Below are 19,733 nucleotides of genomic sequence, written 5' to 3'. Positions count from 1 at the left end.
TCCGGAGCCTTCCCGTGCCTCTCCATATCCACAACACGCTGACGCGCGCCAAGGAGGCGTTCGTCCCGCTCGATCCCGCGAATGTGCGCATGTACGTCTGCGGACCGACCGTCTACGACGACGTCCATATCGGCAACGGCCGGCCGGTCGTCGTGTTCGACGTCCTCTATCGGCTGCTCAAGCGCCGCTACCCGCGCGTCACCTACGTCCGCAACATCACCGACATCGACGACAAGATCATCGAGCGCGCCCGCGAGTCGGGTGAGCCGATCGACGCGCTGACGTCGCGCACGTCGGCCGCCTTCGCCGATGTCTGCCGCGCGCTCAACGCGCTGCCGCCCGACGTCGAGCCCAGGGCCACCACGCACATCGCGGAGATGATCGACATCATCGGCCGGCTGGTGGCGCGCGGCCACGCCTACGCCGAGGGCGGCGAGGTGCTGTTCCACGTGCCGAGCATGGCCGGGTACGGCCGCCTGTCGCGCCACTCCCGCGACGAGCTGGTCGCCGGCGCGCGCGTCGACGTCGCGCGCCACAAGCGCGATCCCGCGGACTTCACGCTGTGGAAGCCGTCGACGCCGGAGCAGCCCGGCTGGGACAGCCCGTGGGGCCGCGGCCGCCCGGGCTGGCACATCGAGTGCTCGGCCATGAGCCTGCGCCATCTCGGCGAGACCTTCGACATCCACGGCGGCGGGCTCGACCTCATCTTCCCGCACCACGAGAACGAGATCGCCCAGAGCCGCTGCGCCCACGGCACTTCGCTGATGGCGAAGTACTGGATGCACAACGGCTTCATCGTCGCCGGCGGCGAGAAGATGTCGAAGTCGCTGGGCAATTTCTTCACCATCCGGGAGCTGCTCGAGGAGTTCCCCGGCGAGGCCGTGCGTCTGCTGCTGCTGACGGCGCAGTACCGCCAGCCGCTGGACTTCACCAAGGACGGACTGCGCGTCGCCAAGGCGACGCTGGACCGTTTCTACCAGGCGCTGCGCGGCGCCGCCGGCGTCGACGCCGCGCCGGTCGAGGCTCCGGCCGAGATCGACGCCGCGCTGGAGGACGATCTCAACACGCCGCTGGCGCTGAGCCATCTGCACGAGCGTCTCGGCGCGCTGAACCGCGCCACGACGGACGCCGAACGCGCCGCCGCCAAATCGGCGCTGCTGGCCGGCGCCGCGACGCTGGGGCTGCTGTGGCAGGACCCGGAGGCGTGGTTCCGCTGGACGCCCGCGGCCGCGGCGTCGGGACCGTCCGACGCCGAGATCGAGGCCGCCATCGCCGCCCGCCAGGCGGCGCGCAAGGCCAGGGACTTCGCCGGCGCCGACCGCATCCGCGGCGACCTCGCGGCCAGGGGCGTCGTTCTCGAGGACGGTCCCAAGGGCACGACCTGGAAGCGCGGCTGACGACGGTGGTGGGAGCGCGCGTCTTCCACATCGCCGAGGCCGCCAACTGGCCGTCGATCCGGCGCGACGGCCTGCTGTCGGCGTCGGCGCTGGTGGCGCGCGCGGGAAGCCGGCCGGACGACCGCGCCGCCATCGCCGGCCAGCGCGCGGCGCGGGTCGTCCTCTCCGACGGCTCGGTGATCCGCGACCAGGCGCCGATGCCGCCCGACGCGCTGCGTGGCTGTCTGGTCGGCATGCGGCCGACGCAGTGGTACGCGCTGCTCAACGGCAAGGTGTTCTTCTGGTGCGACGCCGACCGCGTCGAGCGCCATCTGCGCGCCTGCCGCCGCACGCCGCAGATCGTGCTGACCATCGACGCCGGCGCGCTGCTGGCGCGCCACCGCGACCGCGCCCACGTCGCGCCGTTCAACACCGGCAACGCCCGCCGCCGGCCCGCCACGCGCGGCCGCGCCACCTTCGTGCCGTGGTCGACGTGGATGGAATCGCGCTGATCGACCGAAGCCGAGGCGCTCGACATCCGTCCGCGCCCGCGAAGCCACGCGCCCGTCGAGCTCACGATCGACGGCGCCGTGCCCGACATCCTCGATTTCGTCGTCTCCCGCCGCGCCGTGCCGGCGTCGACGTAGGACGCGCCGACCTTCCACGACACGAGTCTATCGCCCGTGGTCGCCGGACTGCGCGCCTGTCCTCTTGAACCCGCCCACTGTCATCCCGAGCGTAGCGAGGGATGTTTGCCGATCCGTATGCCGCCTGAAGATCCCTCGCTGCGCTCGGGATGACGGAGGGGGCGTCCCGCCGCGTGGGCCAGCGCCGGCGCGGGGTGCGCCGCCCGGGGTTCGGCGCCGACCGCGCGGCGTTGCGGTCCGTCGGCCACACCGGCGGCGTTGTCCGTCGCGCGTTCGCACCGGCGATCGCCGGGATGCGGTGACGCGCCGCCCGCGCCCGCGGTTTTACATCCGGCGGGGAATGACGCAAAGTCGCGCCGGGCGCGGCGGCACCGCGCGGGTGGAACCGCACCGGCATGGCGACGCAGCGGCTACGGACCAGATTGCAGGCGTTGTATTTCGGGACCGGCCCGCGCGCGCGCCGGTTCCGCTACGGCCTCATCCTGTTCGACGTCGCCACCATCGCGGTGTTCCTGCTGTCGTCGTTCGCCGGCGACAGCTGGTGGATCATCCCGCTGGACGTCGCCATCGGACTCGCGTTGACGGTGGATCTCGCGGCCCGGCTCTACGCCGAGACGGCGCGGCGGCGGTTCCTGCTGAGCTTCGCGACCGCCGCCGACGTGGTTGTGATCGTCTCGCTGCTGCTGCCGGTCTTCGTCGAGAACCTCGCGTTCCTGCGGATCGCGCGCGCGCTGCGGGTGCTGCGGTCCTACCATCTGCTGCGCGACCTGCGCGCCGACTCGCCGTGGTTCCGGCGCCACGAGGACGTCATCCAGCGCACCGTCACGCTCGGCGTCTTCATCTTCATCGTGACGTCGGTGGTCTACGTCACCCAGCACCGCACCAACCCTGCGATCTCGCACTATATCGACGCGCTCTACTTCACGATCACCACGCTCACGACCACGGGTTTCGGCGACATCACGTTGCAGGGGCCGGGCGGACGCCTGCTCGCGGTGGTCATCATGGTGGTCGGCGTGAGCCTGTTCCTGCGGCTCCTCCAGGCGGTCTTCCGCCCGCCCAAGGTCCGGCACGAATGCCCGGATTGCGGCCTGCTCGCGCACGACACCGACGCCGTGCACTGCAAGCACTGCGGCCGCGTCCTGCACATCCCGACCGAGGGCGCCGTGTAGGCGGCGGCCGCTACCGCAGCGTCCGGAAGAATTTCCGCACGTCCTCGACGAACAGCGCCGGCTGCTCGAACGCCGCGAAGTGCCCGCCCTTCGCCATCTCGCTCCAGTGGCGGATGTCGGTGAAGCTCTCGGCCATCCATTTGCGCACCGGCGTCACGATCTCCTTCGGGAACACCGCCACGCCGGTCGGCACCGTCACCTGGAAGGGACGGCGGCTCTCCGGCCGGAAACTCTCCCAGTAGAGCCGCGCCGACGACGTCGCGGTGGCCGTCGTCCAGTACAGCATGACGTTGTCGAGCAGCTCGTCGCGCGTGAGGATGTTCTCGGGATGGCCGTCGCAATCCGTCCACGCCCAGAATTTCTCGAGGATCCACGCCGCCTGGCCGGCGGGCGAATCCGTCAGTCCGTAGCCGACGGTCTGCGGGCGGGTGGATTGCTGCTTGGAATAGCCCGAATCCCAGTCGCCGTAGTACTGGATGCCCTTCAGCGCGCGCGCCTCCTCCGGCGTCGGCGCGCCGTCGACCTTCGGCCGCGTCGACATCGCCAAGGTGATGTGGATGCCGGCGCAATGAGCCGGATCGGCGGCGCCCAGCGCCGTCGTCACCGCCGAGCCCCAGTCGCCGCCCTGCGCGAAATACCGGTCGTAGCCCAGCCGCGCCATCAACGCCGCCCATGTCGCCGCGATGCGGCCCACGCCCCAGCCCGTCGTCGTGGGTTTGCCGGAGAATCCGAAGCCGGGCAGGGACGGGCACACCACGTGGAACGCGTCGGCGGCGTCGCCGCCATGGGCCACGGGATCGACCAGCGGCTCGATGACCTTGTGGAACTCCACGATCGAGCCCGGCCAGCCATGGGTGATCAGCAGCGGCTTGGCGCCGGGATGCGGCGAGCGGGCGTGGACGAAATGGATGCCGAGCCCGTCGATCGGCGTCGTGAACTGCGGGAAGCGGTTCAGCGCCGTCTCGCGCGCGCGCCAGTCGTAGCGCTCGGCCCAGTACGCGCACACCTCCTTGATCCACGCCAGCGGCGCGCCCTGGCTCCAGTCGTCGACCGGCTCCGCCTCCGGCCACCGCGTGTTGCGCAGCCGCGCCCGCAGATCGTCGAGCACGTCGTCGGGCACGGCGATGGTGAATGGGGTGATGGCGTCGGTCATGGTTGGATGTCCTCCAAAGCTGTCGGTCGCGGTGGGGCGCAATGCCCCGACACTTCACCCGTCATCCCGAGCGCAGCGAGGGATCTTTCCGCCGCTCAAAGATCCCTCGCTGCGCTCGGGATGACAATGTAGGTCATTTGGCCCAATAAGCGGCACGGCCTACGGGCCACCGACGCACCCTCGTTCATCGAGTGAAATGATCAGCATTGTCGATCGAGGTTGTGGGGCGCGGCTCCAGTCGAAGAGTGGCCGGGGCTGGCAGCGGACTTGAGGGCCGGCCCGCGTGTCCATTCGAGGCCCATCTGTGAAATCGACACAAGCGATCCACAACGTGCTCAGGCGACTAGCGACTTCAGGGCCTGCTTGCCCACCAAAGCACTGCTCCGGGCCGTCGTTGAGGTCTTTTCCCAGGCGATCGTACGCACGCCATGTCATGATTTCGAGATTGATCCACGCGACGACGAGGAGCGCGCAAACGCCTGCGCCGACGAACCCCGCTGTTCTTAGCCGGCGGTTGGGATCGAGGACGTCTGATTGTCGTTGAGCCACCGTGTCCGCTCGTGCGTTCAAAGTAGGTTGGCAACCGACTGGCGCAATACCGTACGCTCGCTGATCTACCCCCGCATCTCCGAGCCGCCGACCCGCATGTCGCGCAGGAATTCCGGCTTGAAGCGCAGGCCGTGGCCGGGCGCCTCCGGCGGCTTGAGCATGCCGTCGACCGGGATCGCCGGCTCGACCCAGACGTCGTCGCTCCAGGTCATGTACTCGGCGTAGTTGGCGTTGGGGATCGAGCACAGCACGTGGACCATCAGCTCGTGGAACAGGTGCGGCGCGAGCTGGATGCCCCAGGTGTCGGCCACCGTGGCGATCTTGCGCAGCTCGGTGAGGCCGCCGCGCATCGGGTCGGGCTGCAGGATCGGCGTGCTGGGGTTCTCGAAGAACGGCCGCAGGTCGAAGCGCGTGAAATGGCTCTCGCCGCCGACCACGCGGGTCTTCAGCGCGGCGGCGACGCGGCGGTAGCCGGCGAAGTCCTCGCACACCACCGGCTCCTCCAGCCAGTAGGGATCGGCCTCGTCGATGCGGTGGCCGGCCTGGATCGCGGTGTCGGCGGTCCAGCCCATGTTGACGTCGATCATGATCTCGACGTCGGGTCCCAGCGCCTCGCGCATCGCCAGCACGTTCTTGACGTCCTCGCGCCACGGCCGCAGATGCGCGACCTGCATCTTGATCGCCTTCAGCCCCATCGACGTGAACTGCCGCGCGCGCTCGATCATGCCGTCGCGGCCCAGCCCGCGCCACACGCCCGAGCCGTAGGCCGGCACCGAGTCGCGCGCCTTGCCCCATAGGCGGTACAGCGGCAGCCCGGCGCGCTTGCCGAGGATGTCCCACAGCGCGATGTCGACCGCCGACAGGCAGAACACCGCGACGCCGGCGCGGCCCATCCAGTACGTGCCCTTCCAGAGGCTCTGCCAGATGCCCTCGATCTCGGTGGCGTCGCGGCCGATCACCAGCGGCGCGATCATGTCCTTGAAGCAGGCGTCGAGCGTCGCCGAGCCGCCGCGCAGCGGCTGCAGGTAGCCCATGCCGGTGATGCCGCCTTTCGTCTCGATCTCCAGCACCACGTATTCGCGGTCCTTGGGCGGCAGGATGCCGGCGGCCGGCGGCGCGCCGACCCACGGCGCCTGGATCAGGGTCGTGCGCAGCGCGGTGATGGTGGTGTCGACGGCCATGGACGGGCTCCGGACGGAAACGCGCGTCCGCCGCGGACGCGCCGCGCGAGCCTAGCGCGTCGCCGCGGCGCGCTCCACAATGGCCGCCGGACCCTTCCGCCGCGCGGCGGAGGTTCCGGCGGGACGATACCGGGCGGACGCGCGGGGGGAGGCGCATGGCGGAGACGGCGGCGCCGGCGAGGACTGACGGCGGCGGCATGCGCGCCAGGCGTTCGCCGATCCGCGACTACTGGCGGCTGGGCAAGGGCTATTTCAGCGCCGACCAGGTGTGGCTGCGCCGCTCCGTCGTCGCGGCGCTGCTGCTGATGTCGATCCTGCAGGTCTACATCCAGGTCCAGGTCAACCTCTGGAACGCCGACTTCTTCAACGCGCTGGAGCGCAAGGCGACGTCGGACTTCCTGCGCCAGGGCGCGCTGTTCCTCGGCTGGCTGACGCTGTGCGTCGTGGTGTCGATGGCGCAGCTCCATCTGCGCATGAACCTGCAGGTCGGCTGGCGCCGCTGGATGACGCGCAAGGTGCTGAAGCGCTGGGTCGATTCGGGCCGGCACTACCAGCTCGGCTTCCTCAAGGGCGACCACGACAATCCCGACCAGCGCATCGCCGAGGACATCCGCGTCGCCACCGAGACGGCGGTCGACTTCTCGCTGGGCATCTTCGACAACCTGCTGCTGCTGCTGTCGTTCATCGGCATCCTGTGGGCGCTGTCGGGCGCGCTGGTGGTGCCGGTCGCCGGGATGGAGATCGGCATCCCCGGCTACATGGTGTGGGCGGCGCTGCTCTACGCCTTCGTCGGATCGTTCGCCGCGTGGCTGATCGGCCGGCCGATGGTCGCCATCAACTACGACCGGCGCGAGCGCGAGGCCGAGTTCCGCTTCCGTCTCGTGCACGTGCGCGAATCCTCGGAGGGCATCGCCCTGCTGCGCGGCGAGGCCGACGAGCGCCACGACCTCGACCACGCGCTCAAGGACGTCGTGCGGGTGTGGCGGCGGCTGATCAACAGCCTGCGCACGATGACCGGGCTGTCGGTCGGCTACAACATGCTGGCGACGGTGTTCCCGATCGTCGTCGCCTCGCCGCAGTACCTGTCGGGCCGGATCGCGCTGGGCGGGCTGATGCAGATCGCCGGCGCCTTCGCCCAGGTCCAGGCGGCGCTGTCGTACTTCGTCAACAACGTGTCGCGCTACAGCGAGTGGGCGGCCAGCGTCGAGCGCGTCGTCGGCCTGATGGAGGCGCTCGACCGCGTCGACGCCGAGGCGGGGCGCGCCGGTCCCGACACGGTGGTCCACGCGGCGTCCGACGACGGCGCGCTGCGCCTGCGCGACGTCGACCTCGCCTATCCCGACGGCGCCGTCGTGGTGCAGGGCGCCAACTTCGCGGTCGCGCCCGGCGAGAAGGTGCTCATCAAGGGCGACTCCGGCAGCGGCAAGAGCACGCTGATCCGCGCGCTGGCGGGGCTGTGGCCGTGGGGCGCCGGCCGCGTCGAGATCCCGCGCGACGCCGAGTTCATGTTCCTGCCGCAGCGCGCCTACATGCCGCTGGGCTCGCTGCGCATGGCGCTGACCTACCCGTCGGCCGAGGACACGTTCGACGACGCGGCCCTGACCGAGGCGCTGGCGCGCTGCGGCCTGGCCGCGCTGGCGCCCCGTCTGGGCGACGTCGACCGCTGGGAGAACGTGCTGTCGGCCGGCGAGCAGCAGCGCGTCGCGTTCGCCCGGGTGCTGCTGCACAAGCCCGGCTGGATCGTGATGGACGAGGCGCTGGTCGCGCTCGACGGCGACGCGCGGGCCGAGATCATGGCCGTGCTCGCCGCCGACCTGCCGGACTCGACCGTCATCAGCATCACCCACGGACCCGGCCTCGAGCCGTTCCACGACCGGATCGAGTCGCTGGTGCGTGGCGCCGAGGGCGCGCGGCTGGTGCGCGAGGCGGCCGCGCCGACGCCGGCCGCCGCCGACCGCGGCGCGGCGCTGCCCCGGATCGCCGGCGGCGACCGCCGCCGCCAGCCGGTGCCGCGCAAGCCGCCGACCCGGTTCCACAAGCTCGGCCCGCCGCCGCCGCGCTAGCGCCCGTCGCCGTCGCGTGAGGGATGGGACCGCGGACCAGACGCCGCCCTATTTTTTCCCTTCTCCCCGTCCTCGGGGGAGAAGGTACGCCGCGGCAGCCGCGGCGGGGATGAGGGGTCTTCGTCTTCGCCATCGCCCGCGCCGCGCGCGTCATGTCGGCGATCTCGCGTGTGCGCCGCACCGCGCCCCTCATCCGGCGCTTCGCGCCACCTTCTCCCCCGAAGACGGGGAAGAAGGGATGGTGCCGCCGCCGCGCCGGCCCCGTCGCCGCCGGCGTCCGATCCTGTATAGTGCGGCCGCGCGGAACGGCGTCCCGGCCGGCCGCGCCCAATCAGCGCGAGGGGAGACGAAGATGCCGACCGACAGCAAGCATCCCGAGACCATCGTCCTGCATTCCGGCTACCGCAGCGACGCGGCGACCGGCGCGGTCGCCGTGCCGATCCACCAGACCACCAGCTTCCAGTTCCGCGACACGCAGCACGCGGCGAACCTGTTCTCGCTGACCGAGCTCGGGCCGATCTACAGCCGCATCGGCAATCCGACCTGCGACGTGCTCGAGGCGCGCGTGGCGGCGCTGGAGGGCGGCGTGGCGGCGCTGGCGCTGGGCTCCGGCCAGGCCGCCTCGCTGTTCGCGGTCCAGAACATCTGCCACGCCGGCGACAATTTCGTCGCCTCGACCGACCTCTACGGCGGCACGTGGAACCTCTTCGCCAACACCATGAAGACGATGGGCATCGAATGTCGCTTCGTCGATCCGACGGATCCGGAGGCCTTCCGCCGCGCCACCGATTCGAGGACGCGCTGCTACTACGCCGAGACGCTGCCCAATCCGAAGCTGACGGTGTTCCCGATCGCCGAGGTCGCGAGGATCGGCCGCGAGCTGGGCGTGCCGCTGATCATGGACAACACCGCGGCGCCGGTGATCTGCCGGCCGTTCGACCACGGCGCGGCCGTCGTGCTGCACTCGACCACCAAGTACATCGGCGGCCACGGCAACTCGATCGGCGGCATCCTCGTGGACGGCGGCAATTTCGACTGGGAGAAGCACGCCGACCGCTTCCCGATGCTCAACACGCCGGACCCGAGCTATCACGGCGCGGTGTGGACCCAGGCGGTGAAGTCCATCGGCCCGGTCGCCTACATCATCAAGGCGCGCGTCACCCTGCTGCGCGACATCGGCGCGCCGATGAGCCCGTTCAACGCCTTCATGTTCATCAACGGGCTGGAGACGCTGCCGCTGCGCATGCGCGTGCACTGCGACAACGCGACGGCGGTGGCGAAGCACCTCTCCAAGCACGCCAAGGTCGCCAAGGTGATCCACCCCTCGCTGCAGACCGGCGAGGCGGCCGGGCGGCGCGACGCGGTGTTCTCGCGCGGCCACGGCGCGCTGCTCGGTTTCGAGCTCAAGGAGGGGGCCGAGGCCGGGCGGCGGTTCATCGACAGCCTCAAGATGTTCTACCACGTCGCCAACATCGGCGATTCGCGCAGCCTCGCGATCCATCCGGCGTCGACCACGCATTCCCAGCTCACCGCGCAGGAGCAGCACCAGACCGGCGTCACGCCGGGCTACGTGCGGCTGTCGATCGGGCTGGAGCACATCGACGACATCCTCGCCGACCTCGACCAGGCGCTGGCGGCGGCGTAGGCGTCCGCGGGGACGGCGGTCCAGGCCGCCGTCCCGGTGCGAGCATGCGCGGTGGCGCTCGATGGAACGCCGCCGACGTCCGCCACCGTCATCCCGAGCGCGGCGAGGGATCTTTCAGGTCCACGGCGCGGAGTGGAAAGATCCCTCCCCGCGCTCGGGATGACGGACGGGAGGCACCGGGAGCGATCCCGCGGGTGGGACGACTCGGAGCGGCGGCGCGGCGCACCCCTGTCATCCCGAGCGTAGCGAGGGATCCAGGCGCCGCCCCTGGATCCCTCGCTACGCTCGGGATGACAGGAAGTCGGTGCCGGGGCCATGCCCCGGCGCGATCTGAAACGGAACGGCGCCCGTGCGGCGCGGGAGACTTCATGCGTATCGAGATCCTCTGCACCGGCGACGAGATCCTCAGCGGCAAGACGATCAACACCAACTACGGCCACATCGCCCGCCGGCTGATCGAGGAGGGGCTCGATCCGGTGTGGGGCACCACGGTCGGCGACGACCGCGCCACGCTGATGGCGGCCTTCAAGCAGGCCGCTTCGCGCGCCGACGCGGTGATCGTCAACGGCGGGCTGGGTCCCACGGTCGACGACCTGTCGCAGGAGGTCGCGGCCGAGGCCGCCGGCGTCGGGCTGGAGCTGCACGAGGCGTGGCTGGCGCGCATGGAGGCGTTCTACGCCCGGCGCAACCGCGTCATGCCGCCCAACAACCGCAAGCAGGCGATGCTGCCGGCCGGCGCGGAGTTCGTCGACAATCCGATCGGCACGGCCTGCGGCTTCGCCGTCACCATCGGCAAGGCGCGGTTCATCTTCACCCCCGGCGTGCCGCGCGAGATGCGCCGCATGGTCGACGAGCAGGTGATCCCGCGGCTGCTGGCGATGGCCGGCGTCAAGGGCGTGACGCGGCTGAAACGGTTCCACTCCTTCGGCATCGGCGAGTCGCGCGCCGACGACATGCTCAAGGACATCGAGGCGATGGCGCCGGACGGCCGCGTCAAGCTCGGCTTCCAGGCGCACTATCCGCAGCTCGAGACCAAGCTGGCGGCGCGCGGCGACGACACCGCCTCGCTCGACGCGATGCTGGCGCCGATCGAGGCCGAGGTGCGTCGGCGGCTGGGCAATTTCATCGTCGCCGAGGATACGCAGTCGTTGGAGGGCGTGGTGCTCGACACGCTGCGCGCGAGGGGCGGCACGTTGGCGGTGGCCGAGACGCTGACCGGCGGCAACATCGCGGCGCGGTTGGCGCCGGGCGCGGGGGCCGAGACGGTGTTCCGCCGCGGGATCGTGTCGCGCGATCTGGCGCAGCTCGCCGCCGGCTGCGGCGCCGATCCGACGGCGGCGGCCGGCGGCGTGTCGGACGCGCTCGCCGTCGCGTTGGCCGATTCGCTGCGCAAGGCGAGCGGCGCCAGCCACGCGTTGGTCTCGCTGGTCCAGCTCGACGACGCGCCGGACACGCCCGATCTCGGCGGCCATGTCGTGGTCGGCATCGCCGGCGCGGGCGCCACGGTGGCGCGGCCCGCGCGCCTGGTCGGCGGCCGCGACTGGGTCCGCATCGGCGCCGCCGAGCTGGCGCTGGACTGCCTGCGCCGCGCGCTGCTCGGCCTCCCGGTCGACGAGAGGGTCGATTTCGAGCGACGGTAAGGGGGGCGGACTTCGATTTGTCATTCCCTTCTCCCCCTCATCGGGGGAGAAGGTGGCGCGCAGCGCCGGAGGAGGGGCCCGCCGCCGCGGCCACGTCTGACCGTCATCATGATCGGTAGCCGCCGAGTGCGAGTGCTGTGGATCAAGCGGTGGCCGACCTGGCCCGAATTGGTCGCACGCCGCTACTTGTGCTGCGCGTCCGGTTTCCAAGAATTGCTATCGTGCATCCGCATGCCGTCAACTTCCCACCAGCCGCCATCATAGAGGCGCACGTCGACGACGTATTGCTGTCGGAGCATGACTCCGGAATCAGTCTGTGCGTCGACTGTTACCGTGACGGTGAATCCCCGGTAGGCAATCGACTTCTCGTAGTGAGCCACTGAACAGTCTGTTCTGCGTGGCGTTGACGACGCCTTTAGCTTCGCGCGCACCCTCGCCGAGGCGATGTCGCATGCGCGTCCATCGTCCGTAGCCGCCGGCGCGACGAGCGCGGCCTCCCTTCTGAAATGCGAGATGAAGCTCGATAGGCCCCATAGGGTGAGGCCGCCGCCAATCAAGGTGATCCAGATCCACGCCCTCGAATTGATGGTAGTCATTTTCGGCATCGTGGAAGCATCTCACCGTGGCGACGGCGTGGTGAACTCGAGCCCATCCAGCATTTTTTTCTGCCAGCCGCGGCACATCATTCCCTCCATACAGGGGGTCACGACATAGGGAATCCTGGCGAGACTGACAACGACCACAGATACTGTCGCCTCCTGCGTGTTGCGTGCAGTTGCGCGCGCCTACGGCGCCGGCTTCGCGCCGTCGCGGAACAGCTTGTAGGTGATGGCGTCGTGCAGGGCGTTGTAGGCGGCGTCGATGATGTTCGGCGACACGCCCAGCGTGGTCCAGCGGCGGCCCTCGCCGTCGGCGCTCTCGATCATCACGCGCGTGACGGCCGCCGTGCCGCCGGCCGAGTCGAGGATGCGCACCTTGAAGTCGACCAGGCGTCATATCCTCGAGCTCGGCGTAGTGCGGCAGCAGCGCCTTGCGCAGCGCGGCGTCGAGGGCGTTGACCGGGCCGTTGCCCTCGCCCACCTCCATGCCGCGATGGCCGGCGACGTCGAGCTTCACCGTCGCCTCCGACAGCGTGATCAGGTCGCCCTTGGCGTTCCAGCGCCGCTCCGCCAGCACGCGGAAGCTCTGCAGCGCGAAATAGTCGGGCACGGTGTGCAGCTCGCGCCGCGCCAGCAGCTCGAACGAAGCGTCGGCGCCGTCATAGGCATAGCCGTTGGACTCGCGCTCCTTGACGATCTCCAGCAGGCGGGCGACGGCGGGATCGCGCGCGTCGATGTCGAGCCCGATCTGGCGGAAGCGCGCCACGACGTTGGAGCGGCCGGCCTGGTCGGACACCACGATGATGCGCTCGTTGCCGACGATCTCCGGATCGATGTGCTCGTAGGTGCGCGGATCCTTCTCGACCGCCGAGACGTGCAGCCCGCCCTTGTGGGCGAAGGCGCGGGGGCCCACGTAGGCGGCGCTGCGGTTGGGCGCGAGGTTGAGCCGGTCGTCGAGCAGGCGCGACAGATGCGTGAGCTGCGACAGGCGCTCCATCGGGATGCCGGTGTCGTAGCCCATCTTCAGCATCAGGTTGGGGATCAGCGCGATCATGTTGGCGTTGCCGCAGCGCTCGCCCAGCCCGTTGATCGTGCCCTGCACCTGGCGGGCGCCGGCGCGCACGGCGGCCAGCGAGTTGGCGACGGCGTTCTCGGTGTCGTTGTGGGTGTGGATGCCGACCATCGAGCCGGGGATCTCGGCGCACACCTCGCCGACGATGCGCTCGACCTCGTGCGGCAGGGTGCCGCCGTTGGTGTCGCACAGCACCAGCCAGCGCGCGCCGGCGTCGCGCGCCGCCCGCAGGCAGCTCATCGCGTAGTCGCGGTTGGCCTTGTAGCCGTCGAAGAAATGCTCGGCGTCGAACAGCGCCTCGTCGACCCGCGTGCGGGCGTGGGCGATGGAGTCGGCGATCATGTCGACGTACTCGGCGCGGTCGACCTCCAGCGCCACGTCGACATGGAAATCCCAGGTCTTGCCGACCATGCAGACGGTGCGCGCCGCGGTGCCGAGGATGGCGTTGAGGCCGGGATCGTTGGCGGCGCTGCGGCCGGCGCGCCGCGTCATGCCGAACGCCGTGAATTTCGCGTTCTTGAACGCCGGCGACGCGGCGAAGAAGCGGTCGTCGGTGGGGTTGGCGCCGGGCCAGCCGCCCTCGACGTAGTCCAACCCGATGCGGTCCAGCTCCAGCGCGATGGCGGTCTTGTCGGCGACGGAGAAATCGACGCCCTGCGTCTGGGCGCCGTCGCGCAGCGTGGTGTCGAACAGGTAGACGCGGTTGTCTGAGGTCATTTTCCGGCGGTTCCGCTCGTTCCCTGAGGGGTCTGCGTCAGGATACCAGCTTCGCGCGCGAGGCGCACGGTTGTGCGCCGCGGCTCGCATTCTCATCCCTTCTCCCCCGTCTTGCGGGGGAGAAGGCGCCCGAAGGTACGCCGCGGCAGCCGCGGCGGGGATGAGGGGTCGTTGTCTTCGCGCTCACCTTCGCGTGGCGCGCGCGTGCGCCATGACGACGGTCGCGAGTGACCGCGGCGTCGCGCCCCTCATCCGGCGCTGCGCGCCACCTTCTCCCCCGATGACGGGGGAGAAGGGAAGGAGGCAGGCGCCCGCTATCTGAACGAGCGCGGCCCGCCGAAATCGCCGACGTAGCTGAGGTGGCTCGCCAGACCGCCGGTGGGGTTCCAGCGGTGCAGCGCCACGGCCGGCGGCTCCATGATGTAGGTCAGGCGCGCGGTCGGATCGAGGTCGAGCGTGATCTGGTGCGCCGAACTCGGCGCGGTCGACGCGATGGTGCCGGCCCAGCGCGTCTGGATCGGCCGGTGCACGTGGCCGCACAGCGCGCGCTCGACGTTGGGATGGCGGCGCACGATGTCGGCCAGGCGTTCGGCGCCGTGCAGCAGCCGCTCACGGTCCATCGCCGCGATGCCGCAGTCGAACGGCGGGTGGTGCATGAAGAGCACGGTCGGCCGGGCGGACTCCGCCAGCCGCGCCTCGAGCCAGTCCAGCCGCGCATCGCACAGCGCGCCGTGGCTGGCGCCCTCGACCAGCGTGTCGAGCGCGATCAGACGCAGCGCCGGCGTCTCGACCACGTAGTGCAGGAAGCCGTCGGCCGGCAGATAGCCGTGCCCGGGGAACGCCGCGCGCAGCGGCCCGCGCGAATCGTGGTTGCCGGGGATCAGGTGCACCGGCATGTCGAGCGGCGCGATCAGCGCCCTCAGCCGCGCGTACTCGACGGGCGCGCCGGAATCGACCAGATCGCCGGTCATCAGCACCATGTCCGGCCGCGCCTTCAGTCCTATGACATGCGCCACGGCGCGCTCGAGGAACGCCGCGGTGTCGACATGGCCATACGAGATCTGCCCCTCGGGCTTGATGTGCGTGTCGGTGATCTGCGCGATCAGCATGGCTCGGCTCCTGCGGGGACCGGGACGATACCGGCCGGCGCGTCCGCCGTCATCGCCGCTGGCCGCGCCGCCGCCGCGCCCGTCGAGCGAGGCCCGGCCTCCTCGTCGTCCTGAGCGTCAGCGAAGGACCTCGATCTGCACGACGACATGGCGATCGAATTCGGCCAAGGCCGTGCGGCGCTCGTGGCGAGGCCCTTCGCTGGCGCTCAGGACGGCCGGACGAGACGGAATGACGGCGCTCAAATCCACCGCGTTTCCAACGGTTTACATGGTCGCTCCCGGCCCGCCGGGGCGGTGGATCGTCCCGTGCTGCCATGCGCCGGCGGCGATTGACCGGAAACGCCCGCGACGGGACAATTCACGCCAAGGCGAAAAGAGTCGCCGGCCGATTTCCGGCCGGCAGGCCGCGGCAGGGGCATGAGAGACACCACGGGCGGCGAAGGGATCGCGACGGCCTCGACGCCGGCGACGGCGGCGCCCCGGCGCCGGCTGGACCGGCGCATGGTCGCGCGCGCCATCATGTGGTCGCTGCCGGTCGCCGCCGCGGTGGTCGGATTGCTGTTCTGGCTCGGCGCGGGCCTCTTCGTCGGCACCGACAACGCCTACGTCAAGGGCGACCGGGTGCTGATCGCGTCCGAGGTCGCGGGCGTCGTCTCCGAGGTCGCGGTCACCGAGAACCAGCGCGTCGCCAAGGGCACCGTGCTGCTGCGGCTCGACGAGCGTCCCTACAAGCTGGCGCTGGCCCGCGTCGAGGCCGAGCTCGAGAACGTGCGCGCCGAGATCCGCGGCCTGCGCGCCTCGTGGCGGCAGAAGCGCGAGGAGGTCAAGCAGGCGAGGAGCCAGGAGACCTACGCGCAGTCCGATTTCGACCGCCAGGCCGGGCTCGCGCAGCGCGGCGTCGCCTCGACCCAGCGGCTCGACGAGGCGCGGCGCGACCTCGACATCTCGCGCCAGCGCATCGCCATGCTGAGCGAGGAGATGCTGCGCATCGAGGCGCAGCTCGGCGGCGATCCCAAGGTCCACACCGACGACCATCCCCGCGTGCGCCAGATCGCCGCCGCGCGCGACGAGGCGCTGCTCAACCTCAAGCGCACGACCATCGTGGCGCCGTTCGACGGCGTCGCCTCGCGCCGGCCCACCGTCGGCGCCAGCGCCACGATCGGCCAGCCGCTGATCTCCGTGATCGCCGACACCGGCCTGTGGATCGAGGCGAACTTCAAGGAGACCGACCTTACGCGGGTGCGGCCCGGCCAGCCCGTCACCGTGCACGTCGACACCTATCCCGACCGCGTCTGGCGCGGCACCGTGGCGAGCATCGCGCCGGCCTCGGGCGCCGAGTTCGCCGTGCTGCCGCCACAGAACGCGTCCGGCAACTGGGTCAAGATCGTGCAGCGCATCCCGCTGCGCGTCGAGGTGCGGCCCGATCCCGGCGCCCCGCCGCTGCGCGTCGGCATGAGCGCCCAGGTCGAGATCGACACCGGCCACCGCCGCTCGCTGGGCGAGCTCGGCGCCATGTTCGGCCGCCTGTTCGGCGGCGGCGCCACCGACTCCCAGCCCGCGCCGCGCTGACGGCGCGCGCTCCGCGGATGGCTCGGACATTCCCGTCGGCTCGCTCGTCGGTCGCCCAATCGCCCTCTCCGCCGCGTAGCGGGGGAGAGGGAGGGGACCCGCCGCGAAGCGGCGGGGAGGGTGAGGTGGTCGCCGTATCGACTCCGGTGCTGCCGCGCGAGAGTCGTGCGTCGATATCGAATGCCTTGGACTTCACGGCCACCACCTCACCCCCGCCGTATCGGCTTCGTCGATACGGCGTTCCATGCTGCGCATGGGCCCCTTCCCTTGTGCGAACTGGCGGATGGGTAACAGAAGCGTCCGGGCGGATGGGTAACACATCACCCGGCTGGAGGGCCGGGCCGCGCCTGCGCCGGGGGTTAACCCCCGGCGCAGGCGGCTCACTTTCCTTTGGCGTCGATCGCCGCCAGACGCATCGGACCATAGCGCACCACCCACACGCCGTCGCGCGCGGTCGGCTCGAAGCCGACCGTCTCGCCGGCCAGCGTCTCGCTCAGGAACACCATCTCCCCGCCCCAGCGAACCTCGCCGTTGCTCCTGACCGCCCGCGCCTCCCATCCGGCCGGATACTCCGGCGCGCGCAGCTCGCCGTCCCACGGACGCGGGCTCGGGCCCACACCTTCGACGGCGTCGCCATGTCCAGCGCCTCGTGCGGCCGCTCCTCGTTGAACATCCGCGTGAACGCCGCGAACCGGCGCTGCTGCTCGCGCCGGTCCCGCGCCACCGGCAGCACCGTGTCCTGCTGCACCGTCAGATGCAGCCGCTCGTGCCGGCCGTTCTGCTGCGGCCGGCCCGGCGCGATCCGCTCCGGCCGGACCCCGGCCCGCACCAGCCACACCGCCAGGCGCCCGATCCCGCCCATCCCGCGGCCCGCGAACGGCGGCCCGTTGTCCGAGCGCAGCGACAGCGGCAGCCCGTGCTCGCGGAACGCCCCCGACAGCACCGTCCGCACCGTCGCGAAGTCGCAGCGCTCCACCGCCACCAGCCGCAGCACGTAGCGGCTGCGGTGGTCGCTCAGGCTCAGCGGATCCAGCCGCCGCGCGTCGCGCGTCCGCCACCAGCCCTTGAAGTCCACGCACCACACGTCGTTCGGACGCTCGCCCGTCCCCAGATCGTCGCCCTGCGGACGCCAGCTCCGCTCCGTCCGCCGCTTCGCCGTCAGACCGTGCCGCGACAACGCCGCCGCCGCCGCGCTCCGCCCGGGCCACCGGACCTCCGGCTCGCGCGCCGACAGCCACGCCAGCAGCTTCTTCGGTCCCCACGTCGGACGCTCCCCGCGCAGCTCCACCAGCCGCCGCTCCACCGCCTCGCCCATCGCGTTCGGATGGTGGCGCGCCGCGTGCGAACGCTCCTTCAGACCCGCCACGCCCTCCGCGTCGTACCGCGCCAGCGTCGCGTACACCGTCCGCCGGCTCACACCGTGCCGCCGACCGAGCTCGCTCACCGTCGCGTCGCCCCTCAGCCAGTCCCTCACCAGACGTTCCCTGCTCTCCATCGCGCTCGTCTCCGACCACGGCATGCACACCTCCATCGCATGCCCCCACTGTTACCCATCCGCCCGGACTTTTCTGTGAACCATCACCCCGATCCAGACACCCTCTCCCCCGCTGCGCGGCGGAGAGGGAGGACAGCCCCGCCATGACCACCGCCGCCGCGAGCCCGCGGCCGGAGGCGGCGACGACGCCGCGGCAGCGGCTGATGATCACGCTGACGATGATGCTGGCGACGCTGCTGCACGTCATCGACGCCACCATCGCCAACGTCGCGCTGCCGCAGATGCAGGGCACGCTGCTGGCGACGCACGACCAGATCTCGTGGGTGCTGACCTCCTACATCGTGACCTCGGCGATCATGACGCCGCTGGCCGGCTGGCTCTCGGGCCGGCTCGGCCGCCGCCGGCTGCTGCTGGGCGCGGTATTCGGTTTCACCGTGACGTCGATGATGTGCGGCGCGGCCGCGACCCTGGAGCAGATGGTGCTGTTCCGCGCGCTGCAGGGCGCGTTCGGCGCGGTCCTGGTGCCGCTGTCGCAGGCCATCCTGCTCGACACCTATCCGCCCAAGGACCATGGCTTCGTGATGTCGATGTGGGGCGTGGCCGTCATGGTCGGGCCGATCATGGGCCCGACGCTGGGCGGCCTGCTGACCGAGGAGCTGACCTGGCGCTGGGTGTTCTACATCAACCTGCCGGTGGGCATCGTCTGCGCCATCGGCATCCTGCTGCTGATCCACGACGACGAGCGGCGCGAGCGGCCGTTCGACGTCACCGGCTTCGCGCTGCTGGCGATCGCCATCGGCGCCGCCCAGCTCACGCTCGACCGCGGCCAGCTGCTGGACTGGTTCGAGTCGGTGGAGATCGTGGTCGAGACCGTGGTCGCGGCGCTGGCCTTCACCATGTTCCTGATCCACGCCTCGACCACCGGCCATCCGTTCGTCGACCTGCGCCTGTTCGAGGACCGCAACGTCTCGGTCGGGCTGATGTTCGCGGCGCTGGCCAGCATGGTGATGATCGCCACGGCGGCGCTGATGCCGCCGTTCCTCCAGGGCCTGCGCGGCTACCCCGCGATCACGGTCGGGCTGGTGCTGGCGCCGCGCGGGCTCGGCACCATGGTCTCGATGCTGATCTTCGCGCGCATCGCCGGCATGTTCGACGGCCGCATCGTCGTCGCCATCGGATTCGCCATCACCGCGCTCTCGGTCTGGCTGATGACCGGCTTCACGCTCGAGGTCTCGGTCTCCGAGGTGGTGTGGACCGGCGTGCTGCAGGGCTTCGGGCTGGGCTTCGTGTGGCCGCCGCTGAGCACCATCATGTTCGCCACCCTGCCGCCGGCGCGGCGCACCGAGGTCGCCTCGTTCAACGCGCTGGCCCGCAACCTCGGCGGCAGCGTCGGCATCGCGGTGCTGGTGGCGCTGCTGACCCAGAACACGCAGATCGCGCGGGCCGAGCTGGCGCCGTCGATCTCGCCGTTCAATCCCGCCTGGGCGGCGGTGGTCGGGGCCGGCGGTCAGGGCGCCTCGACCCTGGCGCTGTGGGACGCCGAACTGACGCGCCAGGCCGGCCTGATCGCCTACCTCAACGATTTCCACGTGCTGACCTGGCTGATCGTCGCCTCGATCCCGCTCCTCGTCCTCCTGAAGCCGGCCCCCCGCCCGCGCTGATCCCGGTACGCGTCATGCGGCCTGCGATCTGATCTTCCCTTCCCCCCCCCGTCTTCGGAGGAGAAGGCGCCCCGCCGCCCGGGGA

The 19,733-nt window shown here is 71.0% G+C and carries 13 protein-coding genes and 1 pseudogene; 8 read left to right on the top strand and 6 right to left on the bottom strand.

The features are described 5' to 3' along the window. The first annotated feature begins 14 nt into the window (after positions 1–14). The 3 genes from IPK81_06665 (at position 15) to IPK81_06655 (ending at position 3,195) form a co-directional block, all read left to right on the top strand. Complete coding sequence (locus IPK81_06665) at positions 15–1,397, top strand: cysteine--tRNA ligase (protein QQS13883.1); 1,383 nt, start codon at positions 15–17, stop codon at positions 1,395–1,397. A gap of 5 nt (positions 1,398–1,402) precedes the next feature. Next, positions 1,403–1,888 carry a hypothetical protein gene (locus IPK81_06660; GenBank protein QQS13882.1) on the top strand — a complete coding sequence of 162 codons (486 nt, stop codon included), beginning with the start codon at positions 1,403–1,405 and terminating at the stop codon, positions 1,886–1,888. Between the two features lie 530 nt (positions 1,889–2,418). Beyond that, entirely contained in the window at positions 2,419–3,195 is a 777-nt protein-coding gene (locus IPK81_06655) for an ion transporter (GenBank protein QQS13881.1), read from the top strand. A gap of 10 nt (positions 3,196–3,205) precedes the next feature. Here the strand turns inward: IPK81_06655 and IPK81_06650 are convergent, their stop codons facing one another. After that, the gene (locus IPK81_06650; protein QQS13880.1) at positions 3,206–4,348 is read right to left on the bottom strand and encodes an epoxide hydrolase; all 1,143 of its coding nucleotides are present in this window, start codon (positions 4,346–4,348) and stop codon (positions 3,206–3,208) included. 614 nt (positions 4,349–4,962) lie between these two features. Further along, complete coding sequence (locus IPK81_06645) at positions 4,963–6,078, bottom strand: mandelate racemase/muconate lactonizing enzyme family protein (protein QQS13879.1); 1,116 nt, start codon at positions 6,076–6,078, stop codon at positions 4,963–4,965. 155 nt (positions 6,079–6,233) lie between these two features. On the opposite strand from IPK81_06645, the gene IPK81_06640 reads away from it, so the two are divergent. The 3 genes from IPK81_06640 to IPK81_06630 all read left to right on the top strand — a co-directional run bounded on the left by IPK81_06640 (position 6,234) and on the right by IPK81_06630 (position 11,426). Further along, positions 6,234–8,141, top strand: coding sequence for an ABC transporter ATP-binding protein/permease (locus tag IPK81_06640; GenBank protein QQS13878.1), 1,908 nt, complete (start codon positions 6,234–6,236; stop codon positions 8,139–8,141). Positions 8,142–8,493: 352 nt separating this feature from the next. After that, positions 8,494–9,786 (top strand): O-acetylhomoserine aminocarboxypropyltransferase/cysteine synthase, encoded by a 1,293-nt coding sequence (locus IPK81_06635; GenBank protein QQS13877.1) that lies wholly within the window; start codon positions 8,494–8,496, stop codon positions 9,784–9,786. A gap of 368 nt (positions 9,787–10,154) precedes the next feature. Next, complete coding sequence (locus tag IPK81_06630; GenBank protein QQS13876.1) at positions 10,155–11,426, top strand: CinA family nicotinamide mononucleotide deamidase-related protein; 1,272 nt, start codon at positions 10,155–10,157, stop codon at positions 11,424–11,426. 182 nt (positions 11,427–11,608) lie between these two features. Here the strand turns inward: IPK81_06630 and IPK81_06625 are convergent, their stop codons facing one another. From IPK81_06625 to IPK81_06615, 3 genes and pseudogenes are all read right to left on the bottom strand, one after another. Beyond that, positions 11,609–12,022 carry a hypothetical protein gene (locus IPK81_06625; protein QQS13875.1) on the bottom strand — a complete coding sequence of 138 codons (414 nt, stop codon included), beginning with the start codon at positions 12,020–12,022 and terminating at the stop codon, positions 11,609–11,611. A gap of 189 nt (positions 12,023–12,211) precedes the next feature. Next, positions 12,212–13,814: pseudogene (locus IPK81_06620) on the bottom strand (citramalate synthase). A gap of 314 nt (positions 13,815–14,128) precedes the next feature. After that, the gene (locus tag IPK81_06615) at positions 14,129–14,923 is read right to left on the bottom strand and encodes a phosphodiesterase (GenBank protein QQS13874.1); all 795 of its coding nucleotides are present in this window, start codon (positions 14,921–14,923) and stop codon (positions 14,129–14,131) included. A gap of 417 nt (positions 14,924–15,340) precedes the next feature. Between IPK81_06615 and IPK81_06610 the strand changes: the two genes are divergently transcribed. Continuing rightward, positions 15,341–16,492: an HlyD family secretion protein gene (locus IPK81_06610; GenBank protein ID QQS13873.1), complete on the top strand. Its 1,152-nt coding sequence runs from the start codon at positions 15,341–15,343 to the stop codon at positions 16,490–16,492. Positions 16,493–16,985: 493 nt separating this feature from the next. Here IPK81_06610 and IPK81_06605 read toward each other — a convergent pair whose 3' ends face one another. Next, on the bottom strand, positions 16,986–17,987 hold the full coding sequence (locus tag IPK81_06605; GenBank protein ID QQS13872.1) for a transposase: 1,002 nt from the start codon (positions 17,985–17,987) through the stop codon (positions 16,986–16,988). A 143-nt stretch (positions 17,988–18,130) separates the two neighbouring features. On the opposite strand from IPK81_06605, the gene IPK81_06600 reads away from it, so the two are divergent. Continuing rightward, positions 18,131–19,648, top strand: a complete 1,518-nt coding sequence (locus IPK81_06600; protein QQS13871.1) for a DHA2 family efflux MFS transporter permease subunit — start codon at positions 18,131–18,133, stop codon at positions 19,646–19,648. Positions 19,649–19,733 lie beyond the last annotated feature (85 nt).

It is taken from the genome of Rhodospirillales bacterium (assembly GCA_016699855.1).
Lineage (GTDB): Bacteria > Pseudomonadota > Alphaproteobacteria > Reyranellales > Reyranellaceae.
Note: the sequence above shows the minus strand (reverse complement) of the source record. Positions and strands in the feature narration are given on the sequence as shown.

Excerpts from the sequence above, each read along its gene's own strand:
- IPK81_06625 (QQS13875.1), bottom strand. The coding sequence starts at position 12,022 with ATGACTACCATCAATTCGAGGGCGTGGATCTGGATCACCTTGATTGGC.
- IPK81_06605 (QQS13872.1), bottom strand. The coding sequence starts at position 17,987 with ATGGAGAGCAGGGAACGTCTGGTGAGGGACTGGCTGAGGGGCGACGCG.
- IPK81_06610 (QQS13873.1), top strand. The coding sequence starts at position 15,341 with ATGAGAGACACCACGGGCGGCGAAGGGATCGCGACGGCCTCGACGCCG.
- IPK81_06655 (QQS13881.1), top strand. The coding sequence starts at position 2,419 with ATGGCGACGCAGCGGCTACGGACCAGATTGCAGGCGTTGTATTTCGGG.
- IPK81_06615 (QQS13874.1), bottom strand. The coding sequence starts at position 14,923 with ATGCTGATCGCGCAGATCACCGACACGCACATCAAGCCCGAGGGGCAG.
- IPK81_06600 (QQS13871.1), top strand. The coding sequence starts at position 18,131 with ATGACCACCGCCGCCGCGAGCCCGCGGCCGGAGGCGGCGACGACGCCG.
- IPK81_06630 (QQS13876.1), top strand. The coding sequence starts at position 10,155 with ATGCGTATCGAGATCCTCTGCACCGGCGACGAGATCCTCAGCGGCAAG.
- IPK81_06635 (QQS13877.1), top strand. The coding sequence starts at position 8,494 with ATGCCGACCGACAGCAAGCATCCCGAGACCATCGTCCTGCATTCCGGC.
- IPK81_06645 (QQS13879.1), bottom strand. The coding sequence starts at position 6,078 with ATGGCCGTCGACACCACCATCACCGCGCTGCGCACGACCCTGATCCAG.
- IPK81_06640 (QQS13878.1), top strand. The coding sequence starts at position 6,234 with ATGGCGGAGACGGCGGCGCCGGCGAGGACTGACGGCGGCGGCATGCGC.
- IPK81_06650 (QQS13880.1), bottom strand. The coding sequence starts at position 4,348 with ATGACCGACGCCATCACCCCATTCACCATCGCCGTGCCCGACGACGTG.